The organism is Candidatus Scalindua japonica, from assembly GCF_002443295.1.
GTDB classification, from domain to species: Bacteria; Planctomycetota; Brocadiia; order Brocadiales; family Scalinduaceae; genus Scalindua; species Scalindua japonica.
Genome location: NZ_BAOS01000047.1, coordinates 40,566 through 54,343 on the forward strand (window position 1 = coordinate 40,566; position 13,778 = coordinate 54,343).

Annotated in this window: 16 protein-coding genes; 7 read left to right on the plus strand and 9 right to left on the minus strand. The window is 37.9% G+C overall.

Going from position 1 to position 13,778, the window contains the following annotated elements:
- Window positions 1-23: 23 nt before the first annotated feature.
- Window positions 24-1,106 carry a hypothetical protein gene (locus tag SCALIN_RS21325; RefSeq protein ID WP_133112148.1) on the plus strand — a complete coding sequence of 361 codons (1,083 nt, stop codon included), beginning with the start codon at window positions 24-26 and terminating at the stop codon, window positions 1,104-1,106.
- Between the two features lie 174 nt (window positions 1,107-1,280).
- Here SCALIN_RS21325 and SCALIN_RS21330 read toward each other — a convergent pair whose 3' ends face one another.
- The 5 genes from SCALIN_RS21330 to SCALIN_RS21350 all read right to left on the minus strand — a co-directional run bounded on the left by SCALIN_RS21330 (window position 1,281) and on the right by SCALIN_RS21350 (window position 6,976).
- Entirely contained in the window at window positions 1,281-3,086 is a 1,806-nt protein-coding gene (locus SCALIN_RS21330) for a sensor domain-containing protein (RefSeq protein ID WP_096896454.1), read from the minus strand.
- A gap of 333 nt (window positions 3,087-3,419) precedes the next feature.
- Window positions 3,420-4,547 (minus strand): glycosyltransferase family protein, encoded by a 1,128-nt coding sequence (locus tag SCALIN_RS21335; protein WP_096896455.1) that lies wholly within the window; start codon window positions 4,545-4,547, stop codon window positions 3,420-3,422.
- Between the two features lie 29 nt (window positions 4,548-4,576).
- Complete coding sequence (locus SCALIN_RS21340; protein WP_096896456.1) at window positions 4,577-5,197, minus strand: DUF3786 domain-containing protein; 621 nt, start codon at window positions 5,195-5,197, stop codon at window positions 4,577-4,579.
- Between the two features lie 144 nt (window positions 5,198-5,341).
- A complete protein-coding gene (locus SCALIN_RS21345) occupies window positions 5,342-5,587 on the minus strand; it encodes a zinc-ribbon domain-containing protein (protein ID WP_096896457.1) in 246 nt (81 codons plus the stop codon).
- A gap of 30 nt (window positions 5,588-5,617) precedes the next feature.
- Entirely contained in the window at window positions 5,618-6,976 is a 1,359-nt protein-coding gene (locus tag SCALIN_RS21350; RefSeq protein ID WP_203415615.1) for a sigma-54-dependent transcriptional regulator, read from the minus strand.
- 227 nt (window positions 6,977-7,203) lie between these two features.
- Here SCALIN_RS21350 and SCALIN_RS21355 point away from each other — a divergent pair, with 227 nt between their 5' ends.
- Window positions 7,204-7,449 (plus strand): hypothetical protein, encoded by a 246-nt coding sequence (locus tag SCALIN_RS21355; RefSeq protein ID WP_096896458.1) that lies wholly within the window; start codon window positions 7,204-7,206, stop codon window positions 7,447-7,449.
- 70 nt (window positions 7,450-7,519) lie between these two features.
- Here the strand turns inward: SCALIN_RS21355 and SCALIN_RS21360 are convergent, their stop codons facing one another.
- The 4 genes from SCALIN_RS21360 to SCALIN_RS21375 form a co-directional block, all read right to left on the minus strand.
- Window positions 7,520-9,061 carry a sensor histidine kinase gene (locus tag SCALIN_RS21360; RefSeq protein WP_096896459.1) on the minus strand — a complete coding sequence of 514 codons (1,542 nt, stop codon included), beginning with the start codon at window positions 9,059-9,061 and terminating at the stop codon, window positions 7,520-7,522.
- A complete protein-coding gene (locus tag SCALIN_RS21365; protein WP_096896460.1) occupies window positions 9,058-10,578 on the minus strand; it encodes an ArnT family glycosyltransferase in 1,521 nt (506 codons plus the stop codon). Before SCALIN_RS21365 ends, SCALIN_RS21360 begins: the two co-directional genes overlap by 4 nt.
- A gap of 281 nt (window positions 10,579-10,859) precedes the next feature.
- Window positions 10,860-11,090 (minus strand): hypothetical protein, encoded by a 231-nt coding sequence (locus SCALIN_RS21370; protein WP_096896461.1) that lies wholly within the window; start codon window positions 11,088-11,090, stop codon window positions 10,860-10,862.
- A 27-nt stretch (window positions 11,091-11,117) separates the two neighbouring features.
- On the minus strand, window positions 11,118-11,408 hold the full coding sequence (locus tag SCALIN_RS21375; RefSeq protein ID WP_096896462.1) for a hypothetical protein: 291 nt from the start codon (window positions 11,406-11,408) through the stop codon (window positions 11,118-11,120).
- Between the two features lie 515 nt (window positions 11,409-11,923).
- On the opposite strand from SCALIN_RS21375, the gene SCALIN_RS22495 reads away from it, so the two are divergent.
- The 5 genes from SCALIN_RS22495 (at window position 11,924) to SCALIN_RS22500 (ending at window position 13,685) form a co-directional block, all read left to right on the plus strand.
- Window positions 11,924-12,097 carry a hypothetical protein gene (locus SCALIN_RS22495; protein WP_162532465.1) on the plus strand — a complete coding sequence of 58 codons (174 nt, stop codon included), beginning with the start codon at window positions 11,924-11,926 and terminating at the stop codon, window positions 12,095-12,097.
- A gap of 199 nt (window positions 12,098-12,296) precedes the next feature.
- The gene (locus tag SCALIN_RS21380; protein ID WP_420885454.1) at window positions 12,297-12,572 is read left to right on the plus strand and encodes a nucleotidyltransferase domain-containing protein; all 276 of its coding nucleotides are present in this window, start codon (window positions 12,297-12,299) and stop codon (window positions 12,570-12,572) included.
- The gene (locus SCALIN_RS21385) at window positions 12,562-12,726 is read left to right on the plus strand and encodes a HEPN domain-containing protein (RefSeq protein WP_096896464.1); all 165 of its coding nucleotides are present in this window, start codon (window positions 12,562-12,564) and stop codon (window positions 12,724-12,726) included. Before SCALIN_RS21380 ends, SCALIN_RS21385 begins: the two co-directional genes overlap by 11 nt.
- Window positions 12,727-12,764: 38 nt before the next feature.
- Complete coding sequence (locus tag SCALIN_RS21390; RefSeq protein WP_096896465.1) at window positions 12,765-13,250, plus strand: ferritin-like domain-containing protein; 486 nt, start codon at window positions 12,765-12,767, stop codon at window positions 13,248-13,250.
- Window positions 13,251-13,523: 273 nt separating this feature from the next.
- Window positions 13,524-13,685: a hypothetical protein gene (locus tag SCALIN_RS22500; RefSeq protein ID WP_162532133.1), complete on the plus strand. Its 162-nt coding sequence runs from the start codon at window positions 13,524-13,526 to the stop codon at window positions 13,683-13,685.
- Window positions 13,686-13,778 lie beyond the last annotated feature (93 nt).

The window sequence follows — 13,778 nt, forward strand, 5'->3', positions numbered from 1 at the left end:
TTAAGTGGAAATCGAGGAGCACTGTGTACAGGAACATCTTATTATTATTGCTATGTTTTCTTTTTAGTGGCTGTCTGTCTGCTTTTGGGCCGCGCTCCATAGAGAATGCACATCCTGCTTACAACCAGGCGATTGTTAACACGGTAGATGAGCAGATGTTACTGAATCTGGTTAGATTGAAATATCGTGACTCTCCATATTTCCTTGAAGTTGCAAGTGTAACGACGTCTTTGTCTGTTGAGACAAACGTGGGAATTGACGCAATAATTCCATTTAGTAAAGCCCATAACACATTAGAGCCCGGTTTAGGTTTTAAAGAATCCACAAAACCGACAATCACTTATACACCACTTCGTGGAGAAGATTTTCTGAAAAGTGTTCTCTCTCCGATATCGCTTGATGCTATCCTGCTCATGACACAGTCAGGTTGGAGTATTGAACGGGTTTTTGGTGTCTGCATTGAGCGAATCAACGATCTCAACAACGCGTCCAGAGCCTCAGGGCCAACACCTGAGAAAGCTCCGAAATATAAAGAATTCAGGGTTTTGCTGAAATTATTACGCCAGTTGCAACTTGAAGGATTAGTCGAAATGGGCCCTGGCTTAGACGTAAATACGAAGAATCTGATACTGCTTTTTAAGCAAGGCCACAATTGTGAAAATGAAATCATTGAGATCAAATCATTACTTAATGTTACACAGCAATCCAATCAGTTCTCTATCAGTACCAATTTTCTGTATACCAAAGAAAATCAGCTAAATATGCGGGCTCGTTCAATTATAAGCGTTCTCTTTTATCTTTCCCAGAATATAGATATTCCGGAAGAACACAAAAAAGCCGGATTGATTACCGTTACTAAAACACAAGGTGGGGAAGAATTCAATTGGGGTGAAACTCCCGGTGGTATGTTATTCAAGGTAAGGTTCAGTAAGCAGAAGCCACGTAATGCCTTTATTTCTGTGCCTTATCGTGGTGCCTGGTTTTACATCGCGGACAATGATCTCTGTTCAAAATCAACATTTTTACTTCTCAAGCAACTATTCAGCCTGCAGTCCGGCCAGAGAAAATACATAGGTCCATCTCTTACCTTGCCGGTAGGTGATTAGTTGATTTTATTAAATATTTCTGAATTTTCAGGTTGCCCGGTTCTTTGTCAGAGACATCCTGCAATTAACGCCATGGTGGTTACAATCCGGTCAGTATCAATTGAAAATTCGTAGACGGTAGGCAGTTTGAATAATAGTTCTATCTCAGAAAAAAGAACAACTTACGTCCATTTCTCAATCGGTAATTAAAAGTTGGGATTCTTCCAGCTTCTCTTCAGATGATATCTCCTTCAGAAAGTGTGTCGCAACTTCAGCAGGTAATGGGCGACAAAAATAAAAACCCTGCAAACTATCACACTGGTTTTCATGCAGAAAATTGACCTGCTCATTTGTCTCTACACCCTCTGCAACAGACTTTAACCCCAGACTTCTGGCCAGAGTGATTATTACCTTAATAATTTCTTCATCATTATTATCTTTACCAATGCCTTGCACAAAAGACATATCGATTTTTATGGCATCAATGGGTAATCGCCTAAGGTAGTACAGGGAAGAGTAGCCTGTTCCAAAATCATCTATTGTAATAAAAGGACCCATCTGGTGTATTTTATTAAGTAATGTAATCGTTGCTTGTGGATTATCCATGATAGAGTTCTCAGATAATTCTAACTCTAAACAATGAGGTTCCAGTTGCGTTAAAGATAGAGTTTCTTGTAATGTGTCCCAGAAAGAATCCTGTTTTAACTGTCTAAGAGAGACATTTACTGCAAGTTTCGCATTATTTGATAAGTAGTGGTTTTTCTGCCACTCACTTATTTGCGTACACGCAGTATGTAACACCCATTCACTGATTGGAGTGATTAAACCTGTTTTTTCTGCCATAGGTATAAACTTACTTGGACTTATCATGCCTAATGTATTGTGTTGCCAACGAATCAAGGCTTCCATTCCAACAACATTGCCACCCTTATCTACCTTGGGCTGGTAAAAGAGAACAAACTCCTTCTGGTCAAGAGCACGCCTGAGATCATTTTCTAGATGTATACGTTTCATTGTCTGTTCGTGCAATTTCTGTGAAAAGAACTGGAAGTTGTTTCTTCCCATTTTCTTTGCGAGGTACATTGCGGTATCTGCAGACTTACAGATAGTTTCAGGGTCTTCACCGGCATCAGGACACATTGCAATCCCAATACTGGAACTTACAAAGACTTCATTGTTATCTAACTTATGAAATGGAGCAAGAGCATCAAGAATACTCTGTGAAATATGTGCCGCATTGTCAGGGGTACAGTCGTCAATAAGTATGGCAAATTCATCTCCCCCCATGCGGGCAACTAGATCGTTTTCACGCACACGACGCTTTAATCTGTCGGCAACACTTTTCAGTAATAAATCTCCTACATCGTGACCCATAGTATCATTGATATCCTTAAAATGATCCAGATCCAGAAACATCAAAGCAAATGTTTTGTGATTACGACGTGTCTTAGCAAGTGCTCTTAACAGGCCTTCTCGTAATAGAGAACGATTAGCCAGGCCTGTTACATTATCATAACGCGCAAGCTTTACCAATTGTCCTTCTGCCTGTTTACGGACCTCTATTTCCTTTTTCAGCTGACGCAAGGCTCTATTATTACTTTCAAGGGCTGCCATAACATTTGTTTCATCCTGTATAGAAAAAAAAGCATAATATTCTCCATTTTCCTGTGCGGGAATGGAAGTAACAAATGTGCTTTGAATACGATATTTTCCTCCAGGCAGAGGTGATGGTATAAAATATTTATCAACTTGTGATGGGAATGTAATTGGTGCACTGCATTGAAATATACCTTTTATACGGCTAATGTACTTACCATCCTCAAGGTGTGAAAAGTGAGTTGCAAGGTCTGTTCCAACAATTTTATCCCTGAAAATACCGGACCAATCCTCCATACATTTATTCCAGAAAATAACTACTAAATCCTTCCTGAGAATAAAATGACCAATTGGGGAGTGGTCAAGAATGACAAATTGCTCGGATGCCTTTTTTATATCATCCATATTTATAGTGAGAATAAAGTATTGATTACAGACATTTCATAGATCATTAAAACTCAGATAATTCAAATTCAATAAATCAATTTAATAATGTAATATCTTAGACACCGCTATTTCGATGCCAAAGACTGGCTAAACAGAGGTAAATTAACTTTTTTTTCAAACATCTTAACTGCTGGAATTTCATATACTTATACAGTTGTTGTTGTTATAATTACTGCAAAGCTGCTATCGTTTTTTGTATGAAACAGACTTATTGTCTATTTTTGAAACTTATGTCTGTTTTTTTGTTTTGGAACGAACAAAAGGCATTTAATATGATTGCTCTCACTAAAGTTACGTTTGTTTTCCAAACAGCGCCTGAGACTTTATGTCTGGCAAGTTGCAAATGAACCTGGCTATTTCTGCCGCACCATTTGGCCCCTTTCGTTTTACTCTTGAAATCTCCATAATTTCCGGAAGAGAAGAGAGCCAGCTCCCTTCTTGAAATTGTGACTCAGAAATGGCAAAGCCATGCATTTGGCCCTTTACAAACTCCTCAAGTACATCCGATTCCTTAAAATTAGGTCGTGGAATATATCCATAAGGAACTTCGGAATGATAGATCTCTGCAAGAGTACTATAACCGAGCTTACCAACCACGGCATCGCATGCATTGACAATATCCGGATGAAAGAAATCAGAGTGATGGGGTAGCAGTGCTAAATTATCAACAAGCTGAACTGTTTGGTTACCGCCGGGGATAATGAAATAGTTATCGGTGTGGTATTTCAGTTTGTCTAAGAACATATATTTTTCAGGTATACCTCCCATTGTAATCAACACTACCTTTGCTCTATCGGGTATTCTCAGTCTTTGTCTGATTAGTCGTGAAGTAACTCTTACCTTACGACTGACAGGCATTGTACAGAGATCTGCATTCCGATAGGAGCATACAGGTTCTGTTTGAATGTGGTAATCTACAAAACTGTATATCCCCCTTAGATAATCAACAAATTTACCTGCGGGAAATTCTGTGCTCAAATAATTGTCATATACCCAGTCCCAGGTAAAGTTTTCAATCAATATAGAAGGTACATGAGACTCCCGTGCTACCTCAATCCCCATCGGAGAGATATCACAGATAATAAATCTGCAATTTGCCTTTTTTATTTCATCTGTTAAGCTGATAATCCGAGATGGGTCAAAAGGCAGGAAGTTATTAAGCCTGCGAAGAGTCTCAGGTAAATCTTCACGCAAAGGTGTTTTCTGAACAATGCCTATATCCGTCAACAAACTGTGATATCTGAAAATCCCTGAAATTGATTGTTCAAAGAACCACTGTGGAATTGTTGTATATATTTCAAATTTTATAGATGGATTAAGTTCATGCATGGCCGCCATTACGGCACAAGCCCGTGAGGCATGACCGTACCCATGAGGAGAGATAAAATATGCAATTGAAAGCGGACTCGAATTTATCATCTGTGAATCATAGAAAAAAATCAGCTCTTTTACGAAAGCATTACCAAAACACTCATCATGGCAGTTGACCAGAGAATATCTACTGGTAGATGATGTTCACAAGTAGAATCAAATAAAAAGTCCGCTCTGGGAGAAAACTCTTCATCGCCCTTCCATAATATTATTGTAACCGGGACCCTTGGTAAAGGAAATAGCCTCAGAGACACATCTCCGTAATTCAATATTTCACTTCCGATTTCCACACCTCTGTGTAAAAACCCTTCAATATCACTGCCGTATTTGTCAACAATTCTGCCAAGAGGAAGTACATGTGTTCCTTTTGAATATATATTTCCTCCTTTCAGGTTTTCCGGCCTTACCAGTTTTTTTGAAAAGGCAATATCCTTTGCATTTATAAGATACCAGAGAATTGATAACCTGGAATAGTCTCCAAGTTTATTAAGTAACAAATCACTTTCTTTTGAATCACTATCAATTGTTTTGCCTGCCATGGAAACAATTATAGCCTGACCAAATGAATTCAAAGTATATATATTGAAGGAGCTATCATAAGTCACTTTTGCCTTGCTGCATACATTTTGAGGGTCAAGGCCCCCAAGAATCTCCCAGGCTTTCGACTCACCTGTCTGTGTTTTTAAAGGAATAGCCATTTTTACAACGATTTAATTTCTTATCGAACCCTAAGCTAAAATCACAAATCAATAAACTTCATTCTTAATATCATGCAGACTGTTCTGGCAGACAACCTATAAACATCCCGTACTCCCAATCAAGTTGGAATTTTATAGAATTCGCTACAAAATGTAAAATAACACAAATGCAATAATTGTAAGAATCGCCACGATATAATACATTAATTTACTTTGCAATACAGATGTCTTTGTCCGCATATCTGGTTCATCAAATGTGGGAAGGTCCAGCCCGTCATACATAGTATCCTCAGACCATCCGGTTTTCTCATCTGAACCACAATCAGGACATGATTTTGCTTTTATCGGCACCTCTGCCCCGCAATTTGGACAATCAAAATAGTCTGGCATAATATTATCTCCTAACAGGTTAAAAGGATGTCATTTTAAATCATAAGGAATATTGTAAGATTTTAACTTATTATACAGGGTCTTTATAGATATGCCCAGGGTGTCGGCTACTCGCGTCTTGTTTCCATTCATTTTCGCCATGGTATTAATAATATGCTGCTTCTCAAGGTCAGAGAGGGATACGTCAGCATTACGAACATAATCTTCAGTCTCTATAAATCCTCTGATCTCTTCAGGCAGATCACAAACACCTATTTTATCATCATCAACAATAATATTCATCTTTTCTACAAAATTCTCTAGCTCTCTAATATTACCGGGCCAGGCATATCTCTTCATACATTCAAGCGCGTCAGGAGAAAACTTTTTTTCCGTATCACACGTTTTATGTGTTGAAAGAAAATGCTGTGCAAGTAACGGTATATCATCATCCCTTTCTCGCAATGGTGGCAGGGATACGCGAACTATATTAATCCTGAAAAACAGGTCTTCCCGAAAAGAGCCTCTTTTTACCAAAGATGCAAGGTCCTTATTTGTAGCGGTTATAATCCTGGTGTCTATAAAAATCACCTTGCTGTCTCCCAATCTGCGAATTTCACCGGACTCCAACACTCTCAGTAATTTCGCCTGAATATTTATTGGCAACTCACCAACCTCATCAAGAAACAGTGTCCCTTTGTCCGCAACCTCAAAAAGCCCCAGGCGTGTTTCATGGGCACCCGTAAACGCACCCTTTACATGGCCGAATAGCTCACTCTCAAGAAGTGTGTCCTGAAGGGTCGCGCAATTAACAGCAACAAATGGATATCTGTTTCGTTCACTTTTGTGATGAATATCCCTGGCAACAAGCTCCTTTCCCGTACCACTCTCGCCCTGAATAAGCACTGTAGATCCTGTAACCGCAACCTTGTTTATAAGATTGAAAAGCTGCTTCATTTTGTCACTCTGGCTTATCATGACTTTATCCCGTTCCCTGCTGCTTGCCAGTCTCTTCAAAGAAGCGTTTTCTTTAAAAATCTGTCTCTTTTCATAAGCTTTCTTCAAGAGCAAGTCTAATTCGTTAAGCCTGCAGGGTTTTGTAATATAATCATATGCGCCCATCTTCATCGACTCAACAGCGCTTTCAATAGTAGCTCTTCCGGTAAGCATTATTACCTCTACTTCAGGATCAATCTCTTTTACACGCCTGAGTGTCTGAAGACCACCAATACCCGGCATCTTAATATCGAGTATTATTACCTCAAAGTTTCGTGTTCTTAATGTGTCAATAGCAGCCTCACCACAATCGGAACAAACGACTGAGTGACCCAGGCGGGTTAATTCCTTCCTCATAACCTTACTGAATGTCTTATCATCATCCACAAAAAGAAGTTTAATTTTTTTCTTCATAATAGGTCTTTCAGCTATCTTTAATTATTACAATCCGGGCATTATATATTACATCCTTCTGTCCCTTCAATGATTATATTAATGAGGTCACTGTGATAAATATTTTTTTCTAAAGAATGTATCAGAGTCACCGATAATAAATAAAAAACAAAATAGGACATGTTAAGAGTCAAAAGATTATAAATATTGAAATTTACATATATATAAATGCATATACGAGGAAACATATGATCGACGAAGAAGATGTGCTTCACCTGTTTATCCAGTCTATTTTAGAGCAGATAGAATCTTTAGAGAATGCGGACGTGGACACCGCAACTATCGAAGAACTCAAACTACTCCTATCTGATAATCTTGATGAAGACGGAGTGATCCATGTCAGAAAATCTTTAATGAATAAGAGCTTTCATCTATCTTTCTCAAACTATAAAGATTTTATGAATAAATATGATAAAGAACATCTGCGGAATTAATTTGGAGTGCAGTAACCGTGTTACTGCTTTAATACGTATCATCACGGATGATACACTCCACATTTCTACATTATACCGGCAGAGATATCGTAAACACCGTACCTTTCCCTACTCCATTACTACTCACTGAAATCTTTCCTTTATGCTCTTCTATAATACCGTAACAAATGGATAATCCAAGTCCGGTACCTTTCCCTGTTGATTTAGTTGAAAAAAACGGTTCGAAAATCTTATCTAAATTCTCAGGAGCAATACCGCAACCTGCATCCTCAAAGATTATTTTGGCATAGTTATCAATCCTTGTTGTTGTTATCTTAATTTTTCCTCCGTCTGCTGTCGCATCAAACGCATTCAAGATCATATTCAGAAAAACCTGCTGGAGTTGATTTATATCTCCATAGATAATAGTAGGTTCGGGACTATAATTCAGTTCAACACTAATCTTTTCCCGCTCTTTTTGCCTTCCTATCAACTTAACGACATTGGCCACCAGTACATTCACATTTACCTTATCGAATACCGGCACCTGTCTTCTGGAAAAGTCCAGTAATTTGGAAATTATAGCCTTACACCTGTAAGTCTCATCATAAATTGTCTTCAAATAGTCAGGAAAAACCTCTTCATCATCCTTCGTCTTGAAATCTACATTATCTATACGGTCCATAAGACCCTCAGCACAACTTGCGACAGATGCCAGTGGGTTATTAATTTCATGCGCGACCCCTGCTGCCAGAGTCCCTATCCCGGCCAGTTTTTCAGACCTGCCCAGGCGTTTTTGTGTCTCCTGCAGTTTTTCGAACGTCTGCTTAATCTCATGTGTTCTCGCATCTACCTTCTCCTCCAGGTTGTCCCTCGCCTCTACAAGCTGGTCCGTCTTCAATTGAATCACATTAGACGCCTTCTTAATAATCAGAAGCAGTATAAGGAATAGTAACCCCATGCTCGCACCAGTTATTAGAACGGCCTTTTGGTGCGCACTTGATATCTGGATATCCAGTTCCTCCATATTCTGGTATATTTCCATGACTCCTGTCTGCTTCTCTCTATTAACTATCCCTTTGTTATATTCATAAACAGGATAATAACTCTCAAGCAGCAATTTATCCACAATTACACCTTTTGAATCTTTCATTCCCGGTTCCTGAAGCGCGGAAGCAGAAATACCCCTTATAGCTGAGTCCAGCTGTAAATTGTCGCCCATTTCCAGGACATAACCTATGTGTTCCGGAATATTACTGTAAACAATCTGCCCGTTTCTATCAAAGAGATATAACTTCTTCAGATTGAAACCGTAGATATTGCTCTTTATTACTTTGTCAAGGCTGTTAAACTGGTCCCGATTATTCTCAAGGTCTACATAACCATACTTACTCATTGTCGGAGCAAAGAATTCTTCATACATCTCAAGGTTAATATGATCAACGATATATCCCGCGTATTTCTCGCTCCTCTCTATCAAATCATTTTTCTCAATCCTTGAAAAAAACTCACCAACTACAAAACATACAATACCTATTACAATAAAACTCGTAGTGGAGTAATAAAGCATCAGGTGAAATTTTTCCGGGTGAAAGATAGAAAACCAGCGTTTGTTCTGATGGTTATTATTCATTTGAGTAAACTTAAATCATAAAGTGTAATCTCATGATATGAATTACTAATATAACGATTGTTCTTAAATTCAGCGACTACATTTGAACAGTTCGTTATAGAATTGATCCCATTAACCCTGGATGTCGATAATAATACTTCCGGCACAACCAGCGAGGCGCCCACATCGTACCGCAGATCATCAATATTTCTGACCCTCCTTATATCCAGTAAGGGAGCGTAATACTCAAATAACCTCTTCGTCTCCCAGCAATAAACACGTGTGGAGCTGACATTGTAATTACGTTGCACATAATTAAGCAGTTGTGTTTGAGCTGCAGGTTCTATCTTATGGGTATATACAAGCCTTGTTGATATGATACTCATGCTTACAATCAAAATACCAACAAATAAATTATAAGGAGATAGAAAGCTATACCTGAATTTATTCACATTTGAGTAATTGTGCAGAAAATGTTCAAACCGTTCAAGGCCTGCGGATATACAGATTATGGCAAGTGGAATTAAAGGTATGGCATGACGCGGTTTTTCCAGATTCTGTCCCAAAAATACCCACAGGAAATATGGCAGTACACATATTATTATAAATCTTGTTTTGAAACCATAGCCTGTGTGAATCAAATAAAAGATTATACCCGTCCCCATTATGATGGATGGTAACATACGAAAAGCAGATGTATCATAACACCAGAAACCAAGCCCGTTACAAAAGAGACACCACACAAAATCCTGAAATCTTGAAATAATGTTCTGAGAAGTTGCTATCGAACCTCCCCAGTCGCTGAAATGTCCGGATGTAAAGCCAAAGCCATTTACTATGAGTGGCTTGACCCCTGTATAACATGCCAGAGGGACCAACCATATACAAATTCCAATAATAAAAGCAGATACCCCGTAAACTATCGTCTTTTTCCTGTTACCAGATTTTGATAAAACAGACAATGTATAAAGCCACAGGATAGCAAACGGAAAATAACTTAGCCTTACACCGAGACAGGTCCCCAGCATCACACTGCCGAAAATAAGATATCGTAAAGCATTCTCCCCTGAAGTAGATGCATAAAAAAATAATTGGACTGACGCCATTGCAAAGAACAAACCGGCCGCATCCGATAGTGCCTTCTCCGATTGCAGCCAGCACAATGGATTGACAATGTATAGAAACACAGCAAGCCATGCTGTGTTTTCAGTAAACATCCTCCTTGTCAGAAAAAAAAACGGCACTAATGTAATGCTGCCCAATACAGCCCCCGGTACAGTTAAGGCAATCACATCATTGTCTACAAAAATATGGACCAGCCGGCAGAAAAACATATACACAGGATAGCCTGGAAAATGTGGCTGATAGTAAGCAATATCATAATCATGAAGACCAAGGGCAAAGTCAATACTGTCCCACCCTTCCAGATATGTTCCCATAAATAATAACCTTGTGACCATACTTATAACAACCAGAACCGCCAGTATTATTACTGTATTTTGATATGGGCCCTTCATTTTTGAGTGTTTTATTGACATCTTCTGTTTTCTGTTGTGCCGGTTTCCCGTGTCCGAACGGATTCATCAGGGTGAGCAAACGGGTTTGTTATTCTTCATTATGATAACAAGTGGGATCCGGATTCATTTTACACATTTCTGACAACATAAGAATAAAATTATCGTTGTATTGTTGTTTTTCGTCCGGGCAACTACTGGATTTTCCTCAATTTACTCCATTTAAAAAAAAATGTGTTCGCAAAAGAGTACCTCAATGTATGGACAGTAGCATGCCTGGAGAACATTGTTTTTTACGGAATTAGCTACTGTAGTTTGAATAGCGTTTCCGCTGATATGACGACGCCTGACATGTCCACTTCTTTTACTGTCAAAACAACAGGAAACTTTAGGCCTCGTTTTGCTCTTACTGTCTTTTCCAAACCTTTAACCTCAATATCAATACTATGTCTGTAGAGAAACAAAATATTAAAAAGGTAATACGAAATATGCAAGTATAAACATCTTTGTAACTGTTTTGCAACTTCTTCCTTCATATCAATTATGTTAAGTTCTCTGCTTGTTCAAGCCAAAACGTTGAGTGATAATGCTCCTGTAACGGCAGGATCCTTTCCTTGGTCTGTAACAGGATTTTCTTCTCGTCTCTGCTCCGTATCAGCCTCATTTTTGGGGTATGTTTCAGTATTCAATCCCATGGAAAGTTGTATTGCCCTGTCGCTGAACTCTACTGAGTCCATATAACTATTTTGTATAGTCGAAACCTCCTCGTTAACTTCTGTCTGATTGTCTATAGTAAGGGCTCCTAATGCTTCTTTAACTGAAATTGCCAATTGGTTCATACTTGCTAAACGCATTGTCCAGACTCCTTCTCATATGCTTAAATAATTTTATATCTTCACAACTCTATTGCTGTTTCTAACTCTCAGCGATAACAGTCAGACTCTTTCTTTGAGTATAGATAGCAACTATTATACCATTGTAAGATTAATTGCCTCTTCATCTTCCTGGAAGGCTGTAAATATCTTTGTCAAAATCAGTAATGCCTTCATTAGTTCCCTGTCTGCCAGTGTGTCAGGCAAGAGTCTCTAGGTCGGGATTGAGAATGTGTTATGCCGGGGTAGCTATAAAAAAAAATTAACTAAATTGGGTGATTTTTAACAAATTGTTCAAAAATATAACAAAAAGAGAGTGCATTTTATAAGTTGTTTATGTCTACTTGCCGAACAGGTATAGATAGATTCTTGATAAGCAACCGGTACTTAATATCGCGCGGAGTTCGGATCCTGGAGAGATTGGTGACCTGTCTCTACTTCTGTACTCCCTTGATAAGCTGGAGGTCCACAATCTGAATAGAAAGCACGGTTACGAGTTGATAACTCATTTTATTGAGAGTTACAGCCTTATAATTGATAAAAAGGATGATTTCAGAAAAGAGGTTTTCAGCTTATCAATTGGCAACGCATCGACAATTAAGGAAATCTGTCGGTATGCTGATAAAGATGAGTATAATGATAGAGATGATATAACCTCTCTTATTTCTTGACTTCAACAATATGTAGGTTTATATTTTACAGTGATATAAATGGATAAATGCTCAGTTGTGCAGAGCTTTATATAATAATCTGGTGTATATGAATATCATTACTATATTCGTATTATAGAAATCCAAAACATAAAGGCCGAGATAAAGGAAATTGAAAAGATGTTAGATGGGAATAAAATTGATATAATACAAAAATAAAATTGTTAATACCGTTTCACCGGAAGCAATCATGCTCTTCGGTTCTTACGCTAGAGGGGAGTATACGGAAGAGAGTGATCTGGATATTGCAGTAATTTGGGATTCTGATTTTAACCCGCACAAGAGAAGGCTTTTCTTGAGCAGGCTTTTTCCCGGTAGGGATTTTTCTCTGGATATTTTCGCCTTCACAAAAAGTGAAGCAGAAAAGTTAAAGAATGTAAAGAGTGCTATTCTGTATGAACCTTTCCATCATGGAAAGGTGATTTATGGAGAATGAAAAATTTTCAATAGTAAATTTCTGGTTTACAAAATCAGAAAGTGATTTTAAGACAATAGAGAATAATATGAAAAGTAATCACTCTCCCACGGATGCCATATGTTTTCATGCCCGACAGGCAATAGAAAAATATATGAAAGGTGCATTTGTCTAAATACTAAGATAATCAATAATCTAAAAGGAGTGTATTGAATGGATATATATAAATATGCAATGCAAATGGAACTAGACGGTAAACATTTTTACCATGATCTGGCTGAGAAAACAAATAATACGGGTATTAAGAGTATACTGACTATGATGGCTGAATCTGAGGCCAAACACTATAATGTAATCTTGAGTATGCAAAAAAATGATAAAATACAATATTCGGCGGATACTGAAGTATTAACAAATGTAAAAAATATTTTTATAAAAATGAAAGAAGAAAAAGAAATTGATGTTGATGTTTCACAAGTAGAATTTTATAAAAAGGCTTTGGCAGTTGAGACAGCTAGCGAAAAATTTTATCAGGAAAGAGCAGATGAGGAAAAAGACCCACATAAAAAGAAAATATTTTTAACATTAGCAAAGGAGGAAAAAAATCATTGTGTTCTACTCGAAAATATAAGCAACTTTGTATCACAACCTGATAATTGGCTTGAAAATTCTGAGTGGTATCATTTAGATGAGGATTGATGTATAAGTTGTGCAGACTGTCTGGTAATAAGCAAATGCATCGTTTTGTGTCATTATTTCGGATAATGACACAACCTTTGTAATTCTCACCAGACAAAACAACAATTTATAGAGACATTTCTTAAAATGCCTTTCTGAAATCTGTTTTAAAACAGTATGATCTTGTGCTAGACAAACACCTGCTAATGGGTTACTACATTATGGTGGGGAGAATCAAAACTCCTTGTTTTGATAATTTAGTTCACAATTGTCTAACGAATAAGGTTATATTGTGTGAGGGACGAACCACAATCTGAACCGTTTGTTGGACAAGCCCGTTGTTTGGGTGCTAAACATTGTATAAGAAAATATCTTATGAAGATTGCTTCTCTTTTTTACCGCAGAAGCTATGAAGCCAAAGAAGTGGATTTTTCAATTGCTGTCGTCATGCTTTAGGAGCTACAGAACATGGTTTTTCGGCCATTTTACCTCAAATTTGGGCAAACGGGGGCCATCTCGACCCGATAATGCCGTTTTTGCAAATCTTAG

Coding starts and splice junctions, on each gene's coding strand:
- SCALIN_RS21330 (WP_096896454.1), bottom strand. CDS start 3,086: ATGGATGATATAAAAAAGGCATCCGAGCAATTTGTCATTCTTGACCAC.
- SCALIN_RS21335 (WP_096896455.1), bottom strand. CDS start 4,547: ATGATAAATTCGAGTCCGCTTTCAATTGCATATTTTATCTCTCCTCAT.
- SCALIN_RS21340 (WP_096896456.1), bottom strand. CDS start 5,197: ATGGCTATTCCTTTAAAAACACAGACAGGTGAGTCGAAAGCCTGGGAG.
- SCALIN_RS21345 (WP_096896457.1), bottom strand. CDS start 5,587: ATGCCAGACTATTTTGATTGTCCAAATTGCGGGGCAGAGGTGCCGATA.
- SCALIN_RS21350 (WP_203415615.1), bottom strand. CDS start 6,976: ATGAAGAAAAAAATTAAACTTCTTTTTGTGGATGATGATAAGACATTC.
- SCALIN_RS21355 (WP_096896458.1), top strand. CDS start 7,204: ATGATCGACGAAGAAGATGTGCTTCACCTGTTTATCCAGTCTATTTTA.
- SCALIN_RS21360 (WP_096896459.1), bottom strand. CDS start 9,061: ATGAATAATAACCATCAGAACAAACGCTGGTTTTCTATCTTTCACCCG.
- SCALIN_RS21365 (WP_096896460.1), bottom strand. CDS start 10,578: ATGTCAATAAAACACTCAAAAATGAAGGGCCCATATCAAAATACAGTA.
- SCALIN_RS21370 (WP_096896461.1), bottom strand. CDS start 11,090: ATGAAGGAAGAAGTTGCAAAACAGTTACAAAGATGTTTATACTTGCAT.
- SCALIN_RS21375 (WP_096896462.1), bottom strand. CDS start 11,408: ATGCGTTTAGCAAGTATGAACCAATTGGCAATTTCAGTTAAAGAAGCA.
- SCALIN_RS21385 (WP_096896464.1), top strand. CDS start 12,562: ATGGAGAATGAAAAATTTTCAATAGTAAATTTCTGGTTTACAAAATCA.
- SCALIN_RS21390 (WP_096896465.1), top strand. CDS start 12,765: ATGGATATATATAAATATGCAATGCAAATGGAACTAGACGGTAAACAT.